At 66.2% G+C, this 20,453-nt stretch carries 16 protein-coding genes and 1 pseudogene; 5 read left to right on the forward strand and 12 right to left on the reverse strand.

The window, feature by feature from the left end; genetic code table 11:
- From ACZ5TO_RS08850 to rpiA, 5 genes are all read right to left on the reverse strand, one after another.
- Complete coding sequence (locus tag ACZ5TO_RS08850) at positions 1–396, reverse strand: GFA family protein (protein ID WP_464800243.1); 396 nt, start codon at positions 394–396, stop codon at positions 1–3.
- A 122-nt stretch (positions 397–518) separates the two neighbouring features.
- A complete protein-coding gene (locus ACZ5TO_RS08855; protein ID WP_184139602.1) occupies positions 519–1,892 on the reverse strand; it encodes a class II 3-deoxy-7-phosphoheptulonate synthase in 1,374 nt (457 codons plus the stop codon).
- A gap of 154 nt (positions 1,893–2,046) precedes the next feature.
- Positions 2,047–3,435 (reverse strand): glutathione-disulfide reductase, encoded by a 1,389-nt coding sequence (gor, locus tag ACZ5TO_RS08860; protein WP_464800244.1) that lies wholly within the window; start codon positions 3,433–3,435, stop codon positions 2,047–2,049.
- 159 nt (positions 3,436–3,594) lie between these two features.
- Entirely contained in the window at positions 3,595–4,140 is a 546-nt protein-coding gene (locus tag ACZ5TO_RS08865; RefSeq protein WP_464800245.1) for a DUF2059 domain-containing protein, read from the reverse strand.
- Positions 4,141–4,158: 18 nt separating this feature from the next.
- Positions 4,159–4,857, reverse strand: coding sequence for a ribose-5-phosphate isomerase RpiA (gene rpiA, locus ACZ5TO_RS08870; protein ID WP_184139608.1), 699 nt, complete (start codon positions 4,855–4,857; stop codon positions 4,159–4,161).
- A 189-nt stretch (positions 4,858–5,046) separates the two neighbouring features.
- Here rpiA and ACZ5TO_RS08875 point away from each other — a divergent pair, with 189 nt between their 5' ends.
- Positions 5,047–5,721, forward strand: a complete 675-nt coding sequence (locus tag ACZ5TO_RS08875) for an HAD family hydrolase (RefSeq protein WP_464800246.1) — start codon at positions 5,047–5,049, stop codon at positions 5,719–5,721.
- Positions 5,722–5,761: 40 nt separating this feature from the next.
- Here ACZ5TO_RS08875 and ACZ5TO_RS08880 read toward each other — a convergent pair whose 3' ends face one another.
- Complete coding sequence (locus ACZ5TO_RS08880) at positions 5,762–7,642, reverse strand: L,D-transpeptidase family protein (RefSeq protein ID WP_464800247.1); 1,881 nt, start codon at positions 7,640–7,642, stop codon at positions 5,762–5,764.
- Between the two features lie 526 nt (positions 7,643–8,168).
- On the opposite strand from ACZ5TO_RS08880, the gene fumC reads away from it, so the two are divergent.
- Positions 8,169–9,560: a class II fumarate hydratase gene (gene fumC / locus ACZ5TO_RS08885; RefSeq protein ID WP_464800248.1), complete on the forward strand. Its 1,392-nt coding sequence runs from the start codon at positions 8,169–8,171 to the stop codon at positions 9,558–9,560.
- 167 nt (positions 9,561–9,727) lie between these two features.
- On the forward strand, positions 9,728–10,798 hold the full coding sequence (locus ACZ5TO_RS08890) for a GGDEF domain-containing protein (protein ID WP_184139616.1): 1,071 nt from the start codon (positions 9,728–9,730) through the stop codon (positions 10,796–10,798).
- Between the two features lie 245 nt (positions 10,799–11,043).
- On the opposite strand, the gene ACZ5TO_RS08895 is transcribed toward ACZ5TO_RS08890, so the two are convergent.
- Positions 11,044–11,952 (reverse strand): alpha/beta hydrolase, encoded by a 909-nt coding sequence (locus ACZ5TO_RS08895; RefSeq protein WP_464800249.1) that lies wholly within the window; start codon positions 11,950–11,952, stop codon positions 11,044–11,046.
- 47 nt (positions 11,953–11,999) lie between these two features.
- On the opposite strand from ACZ5TO_RS08895, the gene ACZ5TO_RS08900 reads away from it, so the two are divergent.
- Positions 12,000–12,467, forward strand: a complete 468-nt coding sequence (locus ACZ5TO_RS08900; RefSeq protein ID WP_464800250.1) for a MarR family winged helix-turn-helix transcriptional regulator — start codon at positions 12,000–12,002, stop codon at positions 12,465–12,467.
- Here the strand turns inward: ACZ5TO_RS08900 and ACZ5TO_RS08905 are convergent.
- The 4 genes and pseudogenes from ACZ5TO_RS08905 to ACZ5TO_RS08920 all read right to left on the reverse strand — a co-directional run bounded on the left by ACZ5TO_RS08905 (position 12,464) and on the right by ACZ5TO_RS08920 (position 16,574).
- Positions 12,464–13,675 (reverse strand): low temperature requirement protein A, encoded by a 1,212-nt coding sequence (locus tag ACZ5TO_RS08905; protein WP_464800251.1) that lies wholly within the window; start codon positions 13,673–13,675, stop codon positions 12,464–12,466. The two genes, ACZ5TO_RS08900 and ACZ5TO_RS08905, sit on opposite strands and share 4 nt — an antisense overlap.
- A 15-nt stretch (positions 13,676–13,690) precedes the next feature.
- Complete coding sequence (locus tag ACZ5TO_RS08910; RefSeq protein ID WP_464800252.1) at positions 13,691–14,257, reverse strand: TMEM175 family protein; 567 nt, start codon at positions 14,255–14,257, stop codon at positions 13,691–13,693.
- Positions 14,258–14,319: 62 nt separating this feature from the next.
- A pseudogene (locus tag ACZ5TO_RS08915) lies at positions 14,320–16,145 on the reverse strand (monovalent cation:proton antiporter-2 (CPA2) family protein).
- A 54-nt stretch (positions 16,146–16,199) separates the two neighbouring features.
- Positions 16,200–16,574 carry a gamma-butyrobetaine hydroxylase family protein gene (locus ACZ5TO_RS08920; RefSeq protein ID WP_464800253.1) on the reverse strand — a complete coding sequence of 125 codons (375 nt, stop codon included), beginning with the start codon at positions 16,572–16,574 and terminating at the stop codon, positions 16,200–16,202.
- Between the two features lie 200 nt (positions 16,575–16,774).
- Here ACZ5TO_RS08920 and moaA point away from each other — a divergent pair, with 200 nt between their 5' ends.
- Entirely contained in the window at positions 16,775–17,761 is a 987-nt protein-coding gene (gene moaA / locus ACZ5TO_RS08925) for a GTP 3',8-cyclase MoaA (protein ID WP_464800360.1), read from the forward strand.
- A gap of 77 nt (positions 17,762–17,838) precedes the next feature.
- Here the strand turns inward: moaA and ACZ5TO_RS08930 are convergent, their stop codons facing one another.
- Positions 17,839–20,382, reverse strand: a complete 2,544-nt coding sequence (locus ACZ5TO_RS08930) for a methyl-accepting chemotaxis protein (RefSeq protein WP_464800254.1) — start codon at positions 20,380–20,382, stop codon at positions 17,839–17,841.
- Positions 20,383–20,453 lie beyond the last annotated feature (71 nt).

Raw genomic sequence — 20,453 nt, forward strand, 5'->3', positions numbered from 1 at the left:
CTAGCGGGCCTGCGGGAATTGCGGCACGCCGTCGTCGATCTCGTAATAGTCGCCCTTGTCCGCGCAGAAGATATGGACGCCGATCTTCAACCCCGTCGGCCGGTCGAAGGCGCCGGCCATGATCGAGGTATAGTCCGAGCCGTCGCCCTTCCAGAACAGCGCCGAGCCGCAGGTGCGGCAGAAGCCGCGGCTGGCCGTGTCGCTCGCCCTGTACCAGGTGACGTTCTCGCCGCCCTCCACCGTCAGCCGGTCGTCCCCGACATTGGTGGCGGCGTAGTGATGGCCGGTCTGCCGCCGGCACTGGCTGCAATGGCAGGCGATAACGTCGCGCAACGGGCCGACGGTGCGAAAGCGCACCGCCCCGCACAGGCAATGGCCGGTATGTTCCTCGCTCATTCTTCCTCCCAAACGAAAACCGGGCCAGCTTTGCCAGCCGGCCCGGTCCTGTCAATTTCACATTCCTGAATGCTTGCATCAGCTCCGCTAATTTACGGAACCGAAGCGTGAACGAAACGCGATCAGCCGTTCACCACCATGCGCTTTTCGTCGCGGCCGCCCTTCATGCGCTCGGCAAGGAGGAAGGCGAGTTCCAGCGCCTGGTCGGCGTTGAGGCGCGGGTCGCAATGGGTGTGGTAGCGGTCGGCAAGGTCGTCGCCGGAAAGCGCGCGGGCGCCGCCCGTGCATTCCGTGACGTCGTTGCCGGTCATCTCGATATGGATGCCGCCCGGATGCGTGCCTTCCGACCGATGGATCTGGAAGAAGCTCTCGACCTCCGACAGGATCCGCTCGAACGGGCGGGTCTTGTAGTTATTGAGCGTGATCGTGTTGCCATGCATCGGATCGCACGACCAGATGACCTTCTTGCCTTCCCGCTCCACGGCGCGGATGAGGCGCGGCAGGTTTTCCGCGACCTTGTCGTGGCCGAAGCGGCAGATCAGCGTCAGGCGGCCGGCCTCGTTGGCCGGGTTCAGTGCATCGATCAGCTCGATCAGGTTGTCGGGCTGGAGCGACGGGCCGCATTTGAGGCCGAGCGGGTTCTTGATACCGCGGCAGTATTCGACATGGGCATGGTCGAGCTGGCGCGTGCGGTCGCCGATCCAGATCATGTGGCCGGAGGTCGCATACCAGTCGCCCGAGGTCGAATCCACGCGCGTCAGCGCCTGCTCGTAGCCGAGCAGCAGCGCTTCATGGCTGGTGAAGAAATCCGTCTCGCGCAGGTTCGCGTGGTTCTCCGAGGTGATGCCGATAGCCTTCATGAAGTCCATCGTCTCGGAGATCCGGTCGGCGAGCTTGCGGTAGCGCTCGGCCTGCGGCGAATCCTTGACGAAGCCGAGCATCCACTGGTTGACGTTTTCCAGGTTGGCATAGCCGCCCATGGCGAAGGCGCGGAGCAAGTTGAGCGTCGCGGCCGACTGGCGGTAGGCCATGATCTGGCGCTCCGGATTCGGCACGCGGGCCTCTTCCGTGAACTCGATGCCGTTGATGATGTCGCCGCGGTAGGAGGGCAGCGTCACGTCGCCCTGCTTCTCGAAGCCCGAGGAGCGCGGCTTGGCGAACTGGCCGGCGATGCGGCCGACCTTCACGACGGGCTGCTGGGCGCCGAAGGTCAGCACCACGGCCATCTGCAGGAAGGCACGGAAGAAGTCGCGGATCGTATCGGCGCCGTGCTCGGCGAAGCTCTCGGCGCAGTCGCCGCCCTGAAGCAGGAAGCCCTTGCCTTCGGCGACGTTGGCGAGCGAAGCCTTGAGGCGGCGCGCTTCGCCGGCGAAGACGAGCGGCGGAAACTTCGCGAGGCGCTCTTCGGTCGCCGCCAATGCGGCGAGATCGGGATATTCCGGAACTTGGCTGATGGGCTTGTCCCGCCAGCTGCTCGGCGTCCAATTCTGTGCCATGATACTCACCTGTCCTAAGCGCCTGCCGGAGCCGGAAGACGCCACTCATTTAGAAGATGCGGGCTTATAGACCGTTAGATGGTTCTTGCATAGCCGGCTTTCCAGCCGGCATCGCTCCGTTTGCGTCCTGTGGCCGTCGCGATACGCCTTCGTCTCAGACCCGCTGGCCGCTCCGCACGCGATAGCTCGGCTGGTACATCGTCACCAGTTCCTCCGTCGCCGTCGGGTGCACGGCCATGGTGCGGTCGAAATCGTCCTTGGTGACGCCGGCCTTCAGCGAGATGCCGAGGAGCTGCGCCATCTCGCCCGCCTCGTGGCCGAGGATATGCGCGCCGACGACCTTGCGGTCGCCGGCATTGACGATGAGCTTCATGATCGTCTTCTCCTGCCGGCCGGAGAGCGTCGCCTTCATCGGGCGGAATTCGGCGCGGTAGACCTCAAGGTCGTCGAACTTCTTCGCGGCCTCCTCCTCGCTGAGCCCGACCGTGCCGATCTCCGGCTGGGAGAAGACGGCGGTGGCAATGAGGTCGAGGTCCGGCGAGACGGGATTGCCGCGGAACTCCGTCTCGATGAAGCACATGGCCTCGTGGATCGCGACGGGGGTGAGCTGCACGCGGTCGGTCACGTCGCCGAGCGCGAAGATGCCCGGAACGTTGGTGCGCGAATAGTCGTCCACGACGATGGCGCCCTTCTCGTTCGTCCTGACGCCCGCCGTCTCCAGCCCGAGGTACCCCGTGTTCGGTACGCGGCCGAGCGCCAGCATCACCTGGTCGACGACGAGCATTTCACCCGCCTTGGTCGTCACGGTGCGCCGGCCGCCCTCGCCTTCGGCGACATGGGTGATGATGTCCTCGCAGACGATGCGGATGCCCTTGGCGATCATCGCCGCCTGCAGGCCTGCGCGCATGTCCTGGTCGAAGCGCGAGAGGATCTGCTTGCCGCGGTAGATCAGCGTCGTCTCGACGCCGAGCCCGTGGAAGATGTTGGCGAATTCGACGGCGATATAACCGCCGCCGGAGATCAGGATGGACTTCGGCAGTTCGGCAAGGTCGAAGGCCTCGTTGGAGGTGATGCAGAGATCGTGGCCGGGCAGGTCGAAATGCGGCGTAGGATGGCCGCCGACGGCGATCACGATGCGCTCGGCCGTCACCAGTTCGTCGGTCGCCGTCAGGCGCACCGTGTTCGGCCCGACCAGCACGGCGCGGGTCTGGAGGATCGTCGCGCCGGCATTGTCGAGGCCCTTGCGGTAAAGGCCCTCGAGCCGCGTGATCTCGGCCTCCTTGGCGGCGACCAGCGCCTTCCAGTCGAAGCGCGTCTCGCCGACCGTCCAGCCGAAGCCCGCCGCATCCTCGAAATGCTCGTGGAACTGGGAGGCGTAGACATAGAGCTTCTTCGGCACGCAGCCGCGGATGACGCAGGTGCCGCCGAAGCGGAATTCCTCGGCAATACCCACCTTCTTGCCCATGCCGGCCGCAAGACGCGCGCTGCGCACGCCGCCCGAGCCCCCGCCGATGACGAAGAGGTCGTAGTCGAATGCCGTCATGTGATGATCTCCTGCGGGCGGGCCTGGACGAAACGCCCGCGGGCGAATCCGCCTTGGGGCCCGCCGAATATAGGGAGTGCGGACTGAAAAGGAAAAGGCCGCTCCCGAAAGGAACGGCCCGAAAGGAAAAAGGCGGCCTTGAGGCCGCCTTTCCGGTGATTACTGCTGCTGCGTCTGCGCTTCGCCGCCTTCGGCCGGGGTCGTCGTGCCGATCATCGCATCGAGCTTCTTGCCGCTCTCGGCACGAAGGTCCCGGTCGACGCCGTTCGCCCAGATCTCGGCGGCCTTCATGACTTCGCGCGTGGCGATCGGGCCGTCCGACAGGAGCTTCTTGCCGACAGGCGAATTGTAGAAGTCGGCGATGGCCTTCAGCTCGTCCTGCGTGAAGGTCTTGGCGTAGATGGTCGCGGCTTCCTTCTCGAGGTCGGCGCGGCGCGAGGCAAGCGCGAGCGCCTGCTCGTCGACGACAGCGTTGATCTCCGATTCGTGGTTCGGCGAAGCCTGGATGAGCGTCGACTTCACGCGGGCGGCAAGGCCGGGCAGGATATTGTCGAAGCGGCTCGTCGCGCCGATGGCGTCGATGGCCGTGCGCGCGGCCTTGATCTGCTCGTCCGTCACGTCCTGCGCCCTGACGGCGCCGGCGAGGCTTGCCGAAACGATGAGGGTCGCCGCGAGGGTCCGGCCGAAACCAGCAAATTTGATCATGTCGGTCTGTGCTCCTGTCTAGTCTTTTGCCGTCAGCGTGCGCGCACCCGCGGGTCCCGCGATGATGGCCAGCGACGCCATGTTGATGAAGAGGCCGTGTTCGACGACGCCCGGTATGTCATTGAGGCGGCTTGCGAGCGCATCTGCATCAGGAATGCGGCCAAAAGATGCGTCGAGAATGTAGTGCCCGCCATCCGTGGTGAAGGTACCGTCGCCGGAGGCGCGCAGCGAAATCGGTCCCGAAAGGCCGAGCCGGTCGGCCGTCTTCTCGATGGCGATGCGGGTGGAGACAAGGCCGAAGGGATTGACCTCGATCGGCAGCTTGAAGGCGCCGAGCGTTTCCACCACCTTGCTCTCGTCGGCAATCACGATCATGCGCTGCGAGGCGGCCGCGACGATCTTCTCGCGCAGGAGCGCGCCGCCACCGCCCTTGATGAGGTTGAGGCGGCCGTCCACCTCGTCGGCGCCGTCGATGGCAAGGTCGAGCTCGGGCAGCTCGTCGAGCGATTTCAGCGGCACGCCGAGTTCGAGGCACAGCCGCGCCGTGCGCTCGGAAGTCGGCACGCCTTCGACCCGAAGGCCGCCGGCGACCTTCTCGGCAAGCAGGCGCACGAACTCTTCCGCCGTCGAGCCGGTGCCGATGCCGAGGCGCATGCCGTCTTCCACATGGGCAAGCGCGGCTTCGGCCGCCTTGATCTTCATTTCCCGGGCGTCCATGCCCAAACTCCCCCAACGGTGCCAGCCGGCGCACATGGGCCGCCGAAATTCCGGTGAGACACTTACACGCCCTGAATGGCAAACGAAAGCCAAAATCGGCGCGTCCCCAGCGGGCCGAAGCCGATTGCAAAAGCCCGCGCCATCGCTTAGGCCGGAAGCCTCCCTCCTCCTTCCCGCAAGGTACTGCCCATGAATTCCCCCCTCGTTGTCTTCGATCTCGACGGTACGCTCATCGACACGGCGCACGATCTCGTGGCGAGCCTCAACCACACGATCGGCCTCGCCGGCCTCGAGCCGGTGACCTACGGCGACCTCACCTATCTCGTCGGCCATGGCGGCCAGGTGATGATCAAGCGCGCCTTTGCGATGCGCGGACGCGAGATTTCCGACGGCGAACTGGCAGAAATGCTCACCGCCTTCGTCGACCACTATGCCGAGGCGATGCCGGGCGTCTCGACGCCCTTCCCCGGCCTTGCCGAAGCCATGGACCGGCTTGCCGGCGCCGGTCACCGGCTTGCCGTCTGCACCAACAAGACGGAAGGCCTCGCCCGGCGGCTCCTCGAAGGCCTCGCGCTTACGCCGCGCTTTGCCGCGATCACCGGCGGCGACACCTTCGCCGTGCGCAAGCCCGACGCCGAACACCTCCTCGGCACGGTGCGCCTTGCCGGAGCCGACCCGAAGCGCACCGTGATGATCGGCGACAGCCTCAACGACATGCTCGTCGCCCGCAACGCAGGCGTGCCCTCCATCGGCGTGCCCTTCGGCTATTCGGACGTCCCGGTCGCCGACCTCGACCCGAGCCACGTCATCGCCCATTTCGACGAGTTGACGCCGGCCCTGGTGGAAGAATTGCTCGCCCGGTGACGGCGGGGCGAAAGCCCCTCACCCGCCTGCCGGCGCCCGATCAGCCCTCGACCCCACGCGCCGCGCTGGTCGCGGCGAAGGCCTTGCGCGTGTAGTCGTCGCGGCCATAGACGTCGTCGAAATACTGGACCTTGCCGTCCTTGTCCGGCCAGGCCGTGAAATAGGTGACGTAGATCGGGATATCGGCCTTGACGCCGATGGCCTTGTTGCGGCCGGAGGCGATCTCCTTGCCGACGTCCGCCTCGCTGACGCCAAGGACGGCGGCCGCCATCTTGCGCGGCTCGGCAAGGCGCACGCAGCCGTGGCTGAGCGCGCGCATGTCCCGCTTGAAGAAGCTCTTCGAGGGCGTGTCGTGCATGTAGATGGCATGGCTGTTCGGGAAGAGGATCTTCAATTCGCCGAGCGCATTGTCGCCGCTCGGCGGCTGGCGTACGGAAACGCCCGCCGTCGAGCCGTACCAGTTGACCGAGGACGAGGGCACGGCGCGGCCGCCGACGGCCACTTCATAGCCCATCCGGTCGAGATAGGACGGATCGCTCCTAAGCTTCGGCAGCATCTCGTTGATGATGATCGACTGCGGCACGCCCCAATAGGGATTGACCTCGACGGTCTGGATCTTGTCCTCGAAGAAATAGGTCTGGTGCGCCTTGGAGCCGACTACCGTGCGCATCGAGAACTTTTCCGCGCCGTCCTCGTAGTAATAGACCATGAAGGCCGGCTGGTTGATGAAGACGTGGCGCTGGCCGAGATCGGCCGGCAGCCAGCGCGCCTGCTCCAGCGCCACGTCGAGCTTGGCGATCCTGTCCTCGACCGAATCGCCGCCCGTCAGCTTGCGGATCGAGGCATTGCCGACGATGCCGTCGGGCTTCAGCCCCTTCTCCTTCTGGAACGCCTCGACGAGGGTGACGAGCTCGGGCGTATATTCGGGCGTACCCTGATAGGCGGCAAGCGTTGCCGCATGCTCGCTCTTCAGCGCATCCGAGCCGTGCTTGACGATGCCCTTGACGACATTCGCCAGTTCCGGATTGCTCTGGCCGGGTTTTAGCAGCGTGCCCTCGGCGATGACCACCCGGTCTTCCGCCGCCGTCTCGGCCCTCAGTTTCGCAAGCTCGGCCTTCAGCGCTTCGAAATCGGCATTGGCCGGCGAGCGGCTTTCCAGATAGGCCTTCACGTTGCCGCTGAGCGCGACGTTCTTCAGCGCGGCAAGGAGGTTGACGTCCTTGCGCTTGAAATCGTGGTAGCCGGAGATGCGGTTGGGGTCGACGCGCCCGCGCACGGCGTCCTCGATATAGGTCGCGACGGCAGCCGAAAGCGAAATCTCGAAGCTTGCAAGCTCGCCATAGCGCTTCGCCATGTCGGCGCTGTCGAACGTCTCGGCCGGCGGCGCCACGGCGTAGTCGGCGGGATCGAGGCCGACGGCGGCTGCGTCGGCGAGCACGGCCATCGCCGCCTTCGCCTTCTCGCTGATGCCCGTGCCCTCGACCCAGAGGAACTTCCGATTGGCGCTGTAGAACGCCTCGACGGCCTTGGCGGCGTCCGGGGTGGCCCGCGCACTGACATTGCCGAAGGCGGCGCGGATGCCCGCATCGCCGGCCGGCGCGACGTCGGCGGAGATCGAGCTGGTCACGACCGGGTCGGCCAGCTTGTCGGTGGCGATGCGCTTCAGCGCGTCGGCCTTGTAGGTGTAGTAGCGCGGGCCGGTGACGCGCGGCAGGGGCTTGGCCTCCTGGCGGGCTTCCGCGCCGGGCAGCGCGGTGCCGGTTTCCACGCCGGGAAGCGCCTCGCGCTTCGGCTCCTTCTTCTTGCCGCCGCGGATGATGTCCATCAGGGTCAGGGCGTTTGCGGGTGCGGCATCAAGCGTGATCGTAGCGCAGGAAAGAGCCAGCGCGGCGGCCAGCACGGCAGTCTTGGTAAGTCTCATCAGTAATCCATTCCCCGAATAAACCGCCCTAAGCGGCTTCTGGCGACGCCCGAACCAGCAGGCCGGTAAGTTATAGGAAAGGATGGTGAATGAAAAGGAAACGCCCCTTCCCGCATCCCCTCCCAGCGCTCACGAAACCGTCATTGCGGGCCTTGCCGGAAAGGACGGGCGGGAGGGGATAAAAATTTGAACCGTCACGGATTTTTGACATTGGACAGGCTTTTCCCGCCGCCCTCCTCCTTGCAAGGTGGAAAAAATGAGCCGCCGGTTGTGTTGGAAAAAGCACAGCCTGCGCGCGGCGCCGGGCCCGCTCTTTTCCGTCATCCGCCGGCTAATCGATTTTAACCGAAAGTCTCGTTGCCGAGGCGCCATCCGCCCCTTGCAACGGCGGCGCAGATGGGCCAGAGAATTGCGCGATTTCGCGCGGGCGCGGCCGAAGGCTTCGCGTCCGCCCGGCCTGCCGCGCCCCATGCGGCGGCATCGCCGGCGTCAGGACGAAGCGCATGGGCTTTAAGCGGGAAGCACAATGACATCGACGCGCACGGAAACGGATACATTCGGCCCCATCGAGGTGGACAACAGCCGCTATTGGGGCGCGCAGGCGCAGCGTTCGCTCGGCAATTTCAAGATCGGCTGGGAAAAGCAGCCGCTCGCCGTCGTGCGCGCCCTCGGCATCGTCAAGCAGGCCGCCGCCCGCGCCAACATGGAACTCGGCCGCCTCGACCCGAAGCTCGGCGAGGCGATCGTCGCCGCCGCGCAGGAAGTCATCGACGGCAAGCTGAACGACCACTTCCCCCTCGTCGTCTGGCAGACGGGCTCGGGCACCCAGTCCAACATGAACGCCAACGAGGTCATCTCCAACCGGGCGATCGAGATGCTCGGCGGCGTCATGGGCTCCAAGAAGCCGGTGCATCCGAACGACCACGTCAACATGAGCCAGTCGTCGAACGACACCTATCCGACGGCCATGCACATCGCCTGCGCCGAGCGGATCGTCCATGACCTCCTGCCGGCCCTCAAGCACCTGCACGCCGCGCTGGAAGCCAAGGTCAAGGCCTTCGACCACATCATCAAGATCGGCCGCACGCACACGCAGGACGCCACCCCGCTCACGCTCGGCCAGGAATTTTCCGGCTACGCCGCGCAGGTCGCCTCCTCCATCAAGCGCATCGAACTGACGCTGCCGGGCCTTTGCGAGCTCGCCCAGGGCGGCACCGCCGTCGGCACGGGCCTCAACGCCCCGGTCGGCTTTGCCGAAAAGGTCGCCGACCAGATCGCCAAGATCACCGGCATCGCCTTCAAGTCCGCGCCGAACAAGTTCGAGGCGCTTGCCGCGCACGATTCCATGGTCTTCTCGCACGGCGCGATCAATGCGGCCGCCGCCGCGCTCTTCAAGATCGCCAACGACATCCGCTTCCTGGGCTCCGGCCCGCGCTCGGGCCTCGGCGAGCTCGCCCTGCCGGAAAACGAGCCGGGCTCCTCGATCATGCCGGGCAAGGTCAACCCCACCCAGTGCGAAGCCCTCACCCAGGTCTGCGCCCAGGTCTTCGGCAACCATGCCTCGCTGACCTTCGCCGGCAGCCAGGGCCATTTCGAGCTCAACGTCTTCAACCCGCTGATGGCCTACAACTTCCTGCAGTCCGTCCAGCTCCTCTCGGACGCCGCGATCTCCTTCACCGACAATTGCGTCACCGGCATCGAGGCCCGCGAGGACAACATCAAGGCGGCGCTCGACCGTTCGCTGATGCTGGTGACGGCGCTCGCCCCGAAGATCGGCTACGACAACGCCGCCAAGATCGCCAAGACCGCCCACAAGAACGGCACGACGCTGCGTGAGGAGGCCGTCGGCGGCGGCTACGTCACCAACGAGGAATTCGACGCGGTTGTACGCCCGGAAAAAATGATTATGCCGGGTTGAGGGATTTTCTTCAGACATTCCTGATGAAAGGCCGCAGATCATTGAATCTGCGGCCTTTTTTGTTCTCGCCTTGCCGCTGCGTCATCCGCAATCGTTAATCATTCCCAAAGCATTTACATCGTATTTTACGGGTCGGGAGCGAATACGCGAGATCAGGAGCAGCCGACATGAACACGGCAGTTGCGCAAAAGGTTCAGGTGCCGGACATCGCGGCACAGGTGACCTATGCCATGCGCATAATGGGCGTTTCCCCCATTCCGCGGAACTACGAGCTGTTCTACGAGGCCTATATCGGCTCGAACCCGAAGCTGACGCGGGACCTCGCCGCCCTTGGCAGCAAGGCCTCGCAGGAGGAGCTGGACGAGATCGGCGCACGCTATTTCGGCCATCATCACGGGGCGAACGCCATCGACGGCGCGCACACCAAGATCGCCGGCGAGCTGGAAGGCCTGCTGCGCCTCTTAAAGCAGGAGCAGACCTCGCTCGAAAGCTACAACAGGCTGCTCGACGAGACCTTCGTGCGCATCAGCGGCAAGAGCGCCAACAGCGTCGACATCATCAAGAGCGCCATCGGCGTGCTGACGGAAGCGACGGGCGACACCATCAGCCAGGGCAAGGAGATGGTGGAGAACGTCGCGCAGAAATCGATCGAGATGGAGAATGTCCGCAAGGAGCTCGACGAATACAAGCGCATCGCCAACACCGATTCGCTGACGCAGCTCTCCAACCGGCGGGCCTTCGACGACAAGCTCTCGGCGATCTACAATTCCACGCTCTCGCGTAGCGTCACGGCGCTGATCCTCGCCGACATCGACCATTTCAAGAAGATCAACGACACCTACGGCCATCCCGTCGGCGACAAGATCCTCGCCTCGCTCGGCAGCCTCATCCGCACCAGCGTGCGCAAGGACATCCTCGTCGCCCGCACCGGCGGGGAGGAATTCGCGATGATCGTGGAGGGCAATACCGAGGAAGAGGCGATGGCGCTCGCCGAGCGCATCCGCACCGCGCTGGAGCACACGCCCTTCAAGAATTCCAAGACCGGCGTGAACTACGGCCCGATCACCATCTCGCTCGGCCTGTGCATGGCCTCCTGGGCGGAAGGGCCGGGCGAACTCTACTCCAAGGCCGACATCGCGCTCTACTGCGCCAAGAACGCCGGGCGCAACCGCACCATGGCCTTCGAGGACGGCATGAAGAAGGACTTCGCCAAGAGCTGGCTGATCTACCGGAAATAGGCCGGCTTTCTCCGCCCCCTCGAACGGCGCCGCGAGGCGCCGTTTACGTTTGGGGCGGCAAAGTGTGCAATCGGGCGGAACCGTGGCAGGGCTCGCGCGTTCTTGCGGCACGGAGGTACGTGCCATGCAAACCGGATTTTTCGAACTCACGATCATCACCGCCCTGATGCTGAGCAGCCTCGTCTGGATCCAGCCCTTCTAGCGCGCCAACAGGAAATCCGCCTGCCGGGACTGGCCGCCTTTCCTCAGGCGGCGATGCGCCGGCCGTCCTCGGCGAGGAAGGCGACGATGCGGTCGATCACCGGCTCGGCGGAGACGATGCGGCGATGGCCGAAGCCGTTCGCCCATTCGAGCGTCACGTTCGGCCCGGCAGCGGCATAGCGGCGCGCGTGCAGGGCCGGCACCTCCTTGTCGTCCTCCGCATGGACGACGAGCATGGGGATGGCGAGCTGCCCCGCCCCGTTCGCCGCGTCGAAGGCCGAAAGCGGCGCGCCGGCGATCCGCTCCACATGGTTTTCCAGCGCCCCTTGCGCCTTCGGCCCGAGGCGCAGCAGGCGCCCGAGGTCCCGGAAGAGCCAGGTCATCTCGCTCGGCGAGCCGATGGTGACGAGCCGGCGCGGCCGGTGCGCCGGCACGCCCGGCACCAGCCCGAGCGCCGCGCAGGCGAGCGAGGCCCCGCCGAAGGAATGGCCGCAGAAATGGTCGAAGCCGCCGAAGCGCTGCCAGGCCGCGTCGATCGCCCTCACCGCCATCGGCAGCGTCAGGGTGCGCCCGCGCGAGGCACCGTGGCCCGGCAGGTCGAGCGCGACGACCTCATGGCCGGCGGCGACCAGCTCTTCCGTCAATGCCGAAAGATAGGCTGCCCGCGAGCCCCAGCCGTGCACCACCAGCACACGGCCGGCGAAGGGCGCGCAGGGCCGCGCGGCAAAACGGTGCGCCACGGCCGTGCCGCCGTCAAAGGAAAGCGGCACGCGCTCGGCCTGATGCATCCAGCCTTCGGAGCGGGCAAGCAGCTCCCTCTCCTTCACACTGGCCGGCCGGCGGCGCGGCGTCGTCGCGAAGAGGCGGAAGGCGGCGCGCCCGGCCGCATAGGGGGAAATCGTCGACAGGCCGGCAAGCGCGAGCCGGATGACCTTCAAGCCAAAGGGTGCCATAGTGGGAATCCGGAAAAATGTTCAATGCTGAACAATAAAGTACAACGATGAACGAAAATCAAGCCTTCCCGTGGGATCATCCGCGCTTTCGTAGCTGGATCGGCGTGGCGCGGGCCTGCCAGCTCATGCAGCAGGCGATGACGCGGGCGATTGCCGACCTCGATATCAAGACCCCGCATCTCGACATCCTGATCAACCTCTACCGCTTCGACGGCATCTCGCAGCAGGAGCTGGCCCGCAAGCTGCTCGTCGGCCGCTCCAACATGAGCATGCTGCTGCCGCAACTGGAAAAGCGCGGCCTCATCGCGCGCAGGCCGGACGCGAAGGACAAGCGCGTGCTGCGCCTCTCGCTCACCGAGGCAGGCCGCGAGCTCACCGCCAAGGCCATGGCCATCCAGACCGGCCTCATCGAGCGCACCCTGTCGAAGACCCCCGCGGATCGCTGCCTTCAGGTCGCCGAAGCGATGGAGGACATCATCGGCATCCTCCAGACGATGGAAGACGACGAAGGCTAGGCCTTCGCCACGGCATCGGCCCGCGTCGACCGCAGCGACAGGAATTCCCAGACCGCCACCGCGAAGAGCACCGCCGAGGCCGCCATGAAGAGCTGGTAGGGCTCGACCGCGGGAGCGAGCGCCGACAGGGCGACAAGCGCGCCGATGCCGACGAGGTGCGAGAGCGGCGCGCGCCCGCGGATCGCCGCCTTGAACCAGATATTGCCGAGGAGGAAGACGGCCGGCCCGCCGAGGATGGCGCTCGCCGTCCTGAAATCGACATGGCCGTGCGGATGGGCGAGCGTGAATTCCTCCGCGACCGCCGAAAGCACGATGCCGGCGACGATGGGGATATGGGCATAGGTGAAGGCGAGCCGCGCGACGCGGCCCGGCGTCGCCGTATGCTCGATGAGGTGCGCCGCTTCTCCGTGACCGAAGCGGAAATAGATCCACCACATGGTCGCCGTCGACGCGAAGGCGACCGCGAGGAGAACGACGGTGAAGCCGTCGAGCAGTTCCATCGCCGCGACGGTGCGGCCGGTGACGAGGATCGTCTCGCCGAGGCAGATGATGACGAACAGCGCGCAGCGCTCCGCCATGTGCTCGCCCGACACCTCCCAGTCGCTGACCGTCGAGCGGCCGAGCCCCGGCACGACGAAGCCGAGCGCCGGCGAAACGTATTCGATGCCGAGCGCGACGAGCCACAGCGCCAGCCGCGCCTCGTGCCCGGTGAACGCGCCGGCCAGCCAGAAGGCGGCGGACAGCAGCGTCCAAGCGGTGATCCGCACGAAGTTGCGGCTGTTGTCTGGCCAGTCGCGCCGCATGGCGAAGGCGGTGAAGGCCGAGCGGCCGACCTGCATGGCGGCATAGGCGAGCGCGAAGAGGAGGCCACCGGCGCCGAAGGCCGTGGGAATGGCGATGGAGAGCATCAGGCCGAGGAACATCAGCACGAAGAGCAGCAGCCGCACCGGCGCCTTTTCCGGGTCCAGCCAGTTCGTCACCCAGGTCGTGTAGATCCACACCCACCAGACGGCCAGCATCAGCAGCGCGGCCTCGACGAGGCCGAGCAGCGAATAATGCGCCGCCAGCGTATGGGAGAGCTGGACGATCGTCAGCACGAAGACGAGGTCGAAGAAGAGCTCGGCAAAGCCCACCTTGTCTTCGCTGGCCGTGCCGCGCGCCCTCAGATAGGCGGAAGTGGAGAAACGGTCGTCGTCCGTCGCCGTCATGGCGGGTCCTTTCGCTTAGAGGCGCTCGAGCCGCCGGTCCGGAACGATCCAGACGAGCGCGACGGCGGCATAGACGACATAGGAGATCGTCGGCGAGACGAAGGCAAGGCCGATGGCGGCAAGGTAGAGGACCGGCGACAGCCGGCCCTTCAGGTCGCTGCCGAATGCCGCGCGCAGCCGCGCGCCGTCGGGATGCGCGGCGACGACGAGGACCTGGAGGATCTTGTAGGCGATGGCCGAGAGAAGCAGCACCACGCCGTAGAGCGCGGCGGGGATCGCCGTGCCCGGATTGTTGCCCATCCAGGCGGTGACGAAGGGAATGAGCGACATCCAGAACAGGAGGTGCATGTTCGCCCACATCACCCCGCCGCTGGCATTGTCGCACACCGTCAGGAGGTGATGGTGGTTGTTCCAGTAGATCGCGACGTAGACGAAGCTGAGGAGATAGCCGAGAAGGACGGGCGCCAGCGGCACAAGGGCCGCGAAGGTGGGCTCCTTCGGCACGGTCAGTTGCAGCACCATGATGGTGATGATGATGGCGATCACGCCATCGCTGAAGGCTTCCAGCCGTCCCTTGTTCATGCGCGCCCCGCCCTTGCCCGATAGCCTCTATCGACAGAGGTGCCACAGGCGCTTGCCGATCGTCAATTCGCCTGTTCATGCGCCTGGCGCTGGCGCTCCTCCTCGGCCGCCGCGCGCTGGCGGCCGGTGCGGGCGGCGACGATGTCGGCGGGCTGGGCATTGCCGCGCACGAGCTGCCGGCCGGCATAGATGCCGCCGACCGTTTCCAGCTCCAGCCGCCGCCGGTCGACATCGCGGAACTCCTCCACCACGTCGGCCGCAAGGTCCTCGTCCTCGCCGAGCGCCTTCAGCGTCTCGCGGCTGAAGACCAGCGCCGATTCGAAGGTCTCGCGGATCTGGAAGTCGACGCCGGCATGGATGAGGTCGAGGGCGTGGCCGCGGTCGTAGGCGCGCGCCAGCAGCGGCACGAGCGGGAACTCCTCGCGCACCACCTCGGCGGTCTTCACCGCGGCCTGCCTGTCGTCGAGGCAGATGAGGATCGCCCTTGCGGTCGCCGCGCCCGCGGCATGCAGGATGTCGATGCGCGAGCCGTCGCCGTAATAGACCTTGAAGCCGAAATCGGCGGCATCGCGCACGAACTCGGCGTCCTTGTCGATCAGCGAGAGCGTGTAGCCCCGCGCCAGGAGCGGCTGGCTGACGATCTGGCCGAAGCGCCCGAAGCCGATCATCAGCACCGTGCCCTCGACGTTCTCCGGCAGCGTCAGCCCCTCGGTGGACGGCGGCTGCTTCGGCACGAGCCGGTCGTGCAGGATGACGAAGAGCGGCGTCAGCACCATGGAGATGATGATCGTCGCCGTGAGGATGGCATTCTCCCGCCCGTCGAGGATGCCGGCGGAAACGGCGGCGGCGTAGAGCACGAAGGCGAATTCGCCGCCCTGCGCCATCAGCACCGCGCGCTCCAGGCTCTCGCTGTGGCAGGTGCTGACGAGGCGCGCGACGATGTAGATGAGGAGCGATTTCGCCAGCATGTAGCCGATGACGCCCGCCACGACGAGCTTCCAGTCCGCGGCGATCACCGAAAGGTCGATCGCCATGCCGACGCCGAGGAAGAAGAGACCGAGCAGGATGCCGCGGAACGGCTCGATATCGGCCTCGAGCTGGTGGCGGAAGGCCGATTCGGAAAGGAGCACGCCGGCAAGGAAGGCGCCCATCGCCATGGAAAGGCCCGAGACCTGCATGGCGAGCGCCGAGCCGAGCACCACGAGAAGCGCCGCCGCCGTCATCACCTCGCGCGCGCCGGAGGCCGCGAGAATGCGGAAGAGCGGATTGAGGAGGTAACGCCCCGCCAGCACCAGCGCCACGACGGCACCGACTGCAATGCCGATGGAAAGCCAGCGGCCGGAGGCATCCGTCGCCGCCGCGCCCGTGCCGAGCAGCGTGACGACGGCGAGCAGCGGCACGATGGCGAGGTCCTCGAAGAGCAGGATCGCCACGATGCGCTGGCCCTTGAGCGTGGAAAGCGTGCCCTTTTCCTGCAGCATCTGCATGACGATGGCGGTGGAGGTCAGCACGAAGCCGGTGCCGGCGACGAAGGAGGGAACGAGCGGAAAGCCGAAGGCGAGGCCGATGCCCGTCAGCGCCGCCATGGCCCGCCGACCTGGATCGCGCCGAGCCCGAAAATGTCCTTGCGCATTCCCCACAGGCGCGAAGGCTGCATTTCGAGGCCGATGACGAAGAGGAACATCACGACGCCGAGCTCGGCGACATGGATGATGGCCTGCGGATCGGCAAAGAAGCCGAGGCCGAAGGGGCCGATCGCCAGCCCGGCGGCGAGATAGCCGAGCACGGAGCCGAGCCCGATCTTCTTGAAGACGGGCGCCGCGGCAACGCCCGCCGCCAGAAGCACCACCACCTGGGTGAGATCGTTCGCGTTCGCTTCGACTGCCAAAGGTCCGTCTCCGTTGCTTGCCGGTGGACGCAGCCTTCGGCGGCGGCCCCGCGGTTATCGCGGCTTTTCGGATATATCGCGGCTCATGCCCTTCTCCGCAAGCTCGCGCTCATAGCCGGCGAAGAGCTCGGCGCCCTTTTCCCCGAGTTCGCGCAGATAGGACCAGGTATAGATGCCGGTATCGTGCATGTCGTCGAAACCGATGCGGACGGCATAGTTGCCGGTGGGCGTCATGGAGAGGATGGCGACGTTGCGCTTGCCCGGCACCGTCACCTTCTGCCCCGGCCCGTGCCCCTGCACCTCGGCGGAGGGCGAGAGGACGCGCAGCAGCTCGGCGGAAAGATCGAAGGCCGCGCCGTCGTTGAAGGTCACGACGAGGCGCTGGCGGTCCTTCGAGACGCGCAGTTCGGTCGGCCAAAGGTCGCTCATGCCGGTTCCTTTCTTCACGATTTCGCGAAGGACTATGCCGCAAGCCGGGGATGTGCAAGGCTGAAAATGCTGTCATAATTGCCGCACCGGCTTGACGGAGCGCCCCGCGCGCACGACATGTCGGGAATGGAGGACGTGCATTGAATTCGTTTACGGGACAATGGAACGGCGCGGACCGCGTCGCGCAATCCGACACGCCGATGATCGATCCCTTCGGGCGCGCGATCACGTATCTGCGCGTTTCGGTGACGGACCGCTGCGATTTCCGCTGTACCTATTGCATGGCGGAGAACATGACGTTCCTGCCGAAGAAGGACCTCCTGACGCTGGAAGAGCTGAACCGGCTCTGTTCCGCCTTCGTCGCCAAGGGCGTGCGCAAGCTTCGGCTGACCGGCGGCGAGCCCTTGGTGCGCAAGAACATCATGCATCTCGTGCGCGAGCTCGGCCGGCAGGTGCATGACGGCCGCCTCGACGAACTGACGCTGACGACGAACGGCTCGCAGCTTGCAAGACACGCAGCCGAACTGGCGGACTGCGGCGTGCGCCGCATCAACGTCTCGCTCGACACGCTCGACACGCAGAAATTCAAGGCCATCACCCGCTGGGGCGAGCTTTCCAAGGTCATGGAAGGCATCGACGCCGCGCAGGCCGCCGGCCTCAAGATCAAGATCAACGCCGTCGCCCTCAAGGACTTCAACGACCGCGAGATCCCCGAGCTGATGCGCTGGGCGCACGGGCGCGGCATGGACCTCACCCTCATCGAGACCATGCCCATGGGTGAGATCGAGGAGGACCGCACCGACCGCTACATGCCGCTGTCGGAAATGCGCGCGCGCCTTGCCGGGGACTTCACGCTGACGGAGAACGCCTACCGCACCGGCGGACCGGCGCGCTATGTGACGGTGGAAGAGACCGGCGGGCGCCTCGGCTTCATCACGCCGATGACGCATAATTTCTGCGAAAGCTGCAACCGCGTCCGCCTCACCTGCACCGGCACGCTCTACATGTGCCTCGGCCAGAACGACGCGGCGGACCTGCGCCTGCCGCTGCGCGCCTCCGAGGACGACGCGCTCCTCTCGCAGGCAATCGACGAAGCCATCGCCCGCAAGCCCAAGGGCCACGACTTTATCATCGACCGCCGCAACCGCCCCGCCGTCGCCCGCCACATGAGCGTCACCGGCGGCTGACCTTTCCTTTTCAGTTCCCCGAACGAAAACGGCCGGGCTTTCGCCCGGCCGTTTTCGTTTTCGCAAACCCGCACCGCCTATGCGGCGTAGTGCTCCCCGTAGGCGTCGCCCGGCCGCGCTTCGAGATCGCGGGTCTTGAAGTGGTCGATCTTCTCGTTGAGCGTCTGCACGCGGCGGCGCAGGCCGTGGATCTCGGCGGTGTTCTCCTCCACCATCGCCGCGTTCTGCTGCGTGATGAGCTCGACCTGGTGCACCGCCTGGTTCACCTCGTTGATGCCGTCGTACTGCGCGGCGGCGGCAGCCTCGATCTTGCTGACGAGCGTGTGGATCGAGGAGATATGTTCGTTGATCACCGTCAGCGCCTCGCCGGTCTCGGTGACGAGCGAGACGCCGTTGCGCACCTGCGCCGAGCTGTCGGAGATGAGGCCCTTGATCTCGCGGGCAGCCCCCGCGCAGCGCTGGGCAAGCTCGCGCACTTCCTGCGCGACCACCGCAAAGCCGCGCCCCGCCTCGCCCGCACGCGCCGCCTCGACGCCGGCATTGAGCGCGAGCAGGTTCGTCTGGAAGGCGATCTCGTCGATCACCGAGATGATCGTGCTGATCTTCTCCGAGGACTTGTTGATCTGGTCCATCGCGTCGACCGCCTTGGCCACCACCTCGCCGGAGCGGCGGGCATAGTTGTGCGTCTCGTCGACCGAAACGGCGGTCTTCTGTGCGCTTTCGGCCGTCGAGCGGACGATCTCGGTGAGCTGGCGAAGGGCGCGCGAGCTTTCCTCCAGCGCGGCGGCCTGCTGCTCCGTGCGCCGGGCAAGATCGTCGGCGGAAACGGCAAGGTTGCCCGTGCCGCTGTTGATCTCCAGCGTCGTGGCGCGCACGTCGGAAAGCGTCACACGCAGCGCCTCGACGGCGTTGTTGTAGGTGCGGGCCATCGCGACATATTCGGCGGCCAGCGCCTCCGTCATGCTTTCCTCCAGATTGCCGGCGGCAAGCTGGCCGAGCACTTCGGAAAGCGCCGTCAGCGCCTCGGTCTGCTCGGCTTCGATGCGGGCGCGCTCGCTGGCGCGGCGGGCCTGCTCCTCGGCCGTCAGCTGGCGCTGGGCCTCGGCCTCCTGCTCCAGGCGGATGTTTTCGAGCGCGGCATCGCGGAAGACGGCGACCGAGCGCACCATGTCGCCGATCTCGTCGCCGCGGTTGCGCCCGTCGATGGAGATGTCGAGGTCGCCGCTGGCAAGGCGCGACATGGCCTCGGTGACGCGCTTCAGCGGCCCGCGCAGGGTCTCGACCAGCATCAGGCCGCCGATGATGGCCAGCAGCGTGCCGGCGACCATCGCGATGATGGAGACGTTGGCGGAACGCTGGCTGTCCTTCTTGCCGGCCTCCTGGGCGCTGGAGACAAACTGTTCGAGCGTCTGGCTGGCGCTTGCGACCGAGGCATAGGCGGTTGCGCGCGCGGCCTGCCACTTCTCGCCGACGGCGATGAGGTCGCCGCTGCCCTTCTCGATGCGGGCGAGCGACGGCGCGAGCTTCTGCGCAAGATCGCGCAGCGCCGCATTCTTGCCGCCGAGCTTGGCGAGCTCCGCCGCGCTCGCGCTCACGGCCTTGATGTCGGCGAGGATGGCGTCGCGGCTCGCCTCGTCGAGCTTGCGGTGCAGCTCGCTGATATGCAGGCGCGTTTCGTCGATGCCCTTGAACGTGTCGCCCATGAGCGTGATCAGCGTCTTGAGGAGCGCGATCTCCGCATCCATGCCGACGAAGCGCTTGGCGGCGGTGTCGGAATTCTTGCCGGCTTCCTTGACGAAATCGGCATCGAACTTGGAAAGGCTCGTCAGCACCGGCACGAACTTCGCCTTCTTGGAATCGGCGTCGTCGGTGCCGGCAAGGATTTCCTTCACCGTGGCGATTTCCGTTTCGAGCGGCTTGATCTTCTCCAGCGCCTTGGGCGAGGCGATGGCCCTGGACTCGTCGAGCTGCTTGAGGAGCTGCGGCAGGTAGGTCTCGGCCGCCTTCACCTTGTCTTCCGGCTTCATCGCGAGCGCGACGGGCTTGCGGAACTTGCCGATGCGCTCGGCGAGCCCCTGGTAGGCGGCGGCATCGAAGAGCAGCGCCTTGGCGAAGGCTTCCTTCTCGCCCGATTCGGCGCGGATGACGCCGATCTGCTTTTCGGCGAACTCACCGTCCTTCGCCATGGCCGCCAGCGCCCCTTCGAGCTCGGCGGTGACGCTGTTGCGTTCCTGGTCGATGGCCCAGAGCGTGTCGGTCTCGCCGCGCATCGTGGCGGCGAGCGAGACGACCGAGGCGATCTTGGCCTTCTCCGCCGCGTCGGGCAGGAGGGCGTCGAGGGCGCGGATGCCCGCTTCCTGCTCGTCGATGCGCGCCTGCAGCGCGTTGCGGGTCTCCTCGCCCGGCCGGTCCGCGAAGTCCTGCAGCCCGGTGCGCAGGTTCTGGAAATGCGACAGGCTGTTGATCGTCTCTCGCGTCACCGTCATGTGGCCGTTCAGCGTGCTGGCCGTGAAATAGCCGACGAGGCCGATGCCCGCGATCAGCGCGACGAGAGGGATGACGAAGAGCAGCACCTTGGTGACGATGCGGCGCTGCTGGAGCAGGCGGTCGATGAAGGACATGGTTTCCCCGGCATTTATGGCGGCCAAATCCCCGTGGGTGCCGGTCAAAGCGGACGTGGCCGCGAATGCTC

Source organism: Shinella sp. Sh6, assembly GCF_055392685.1.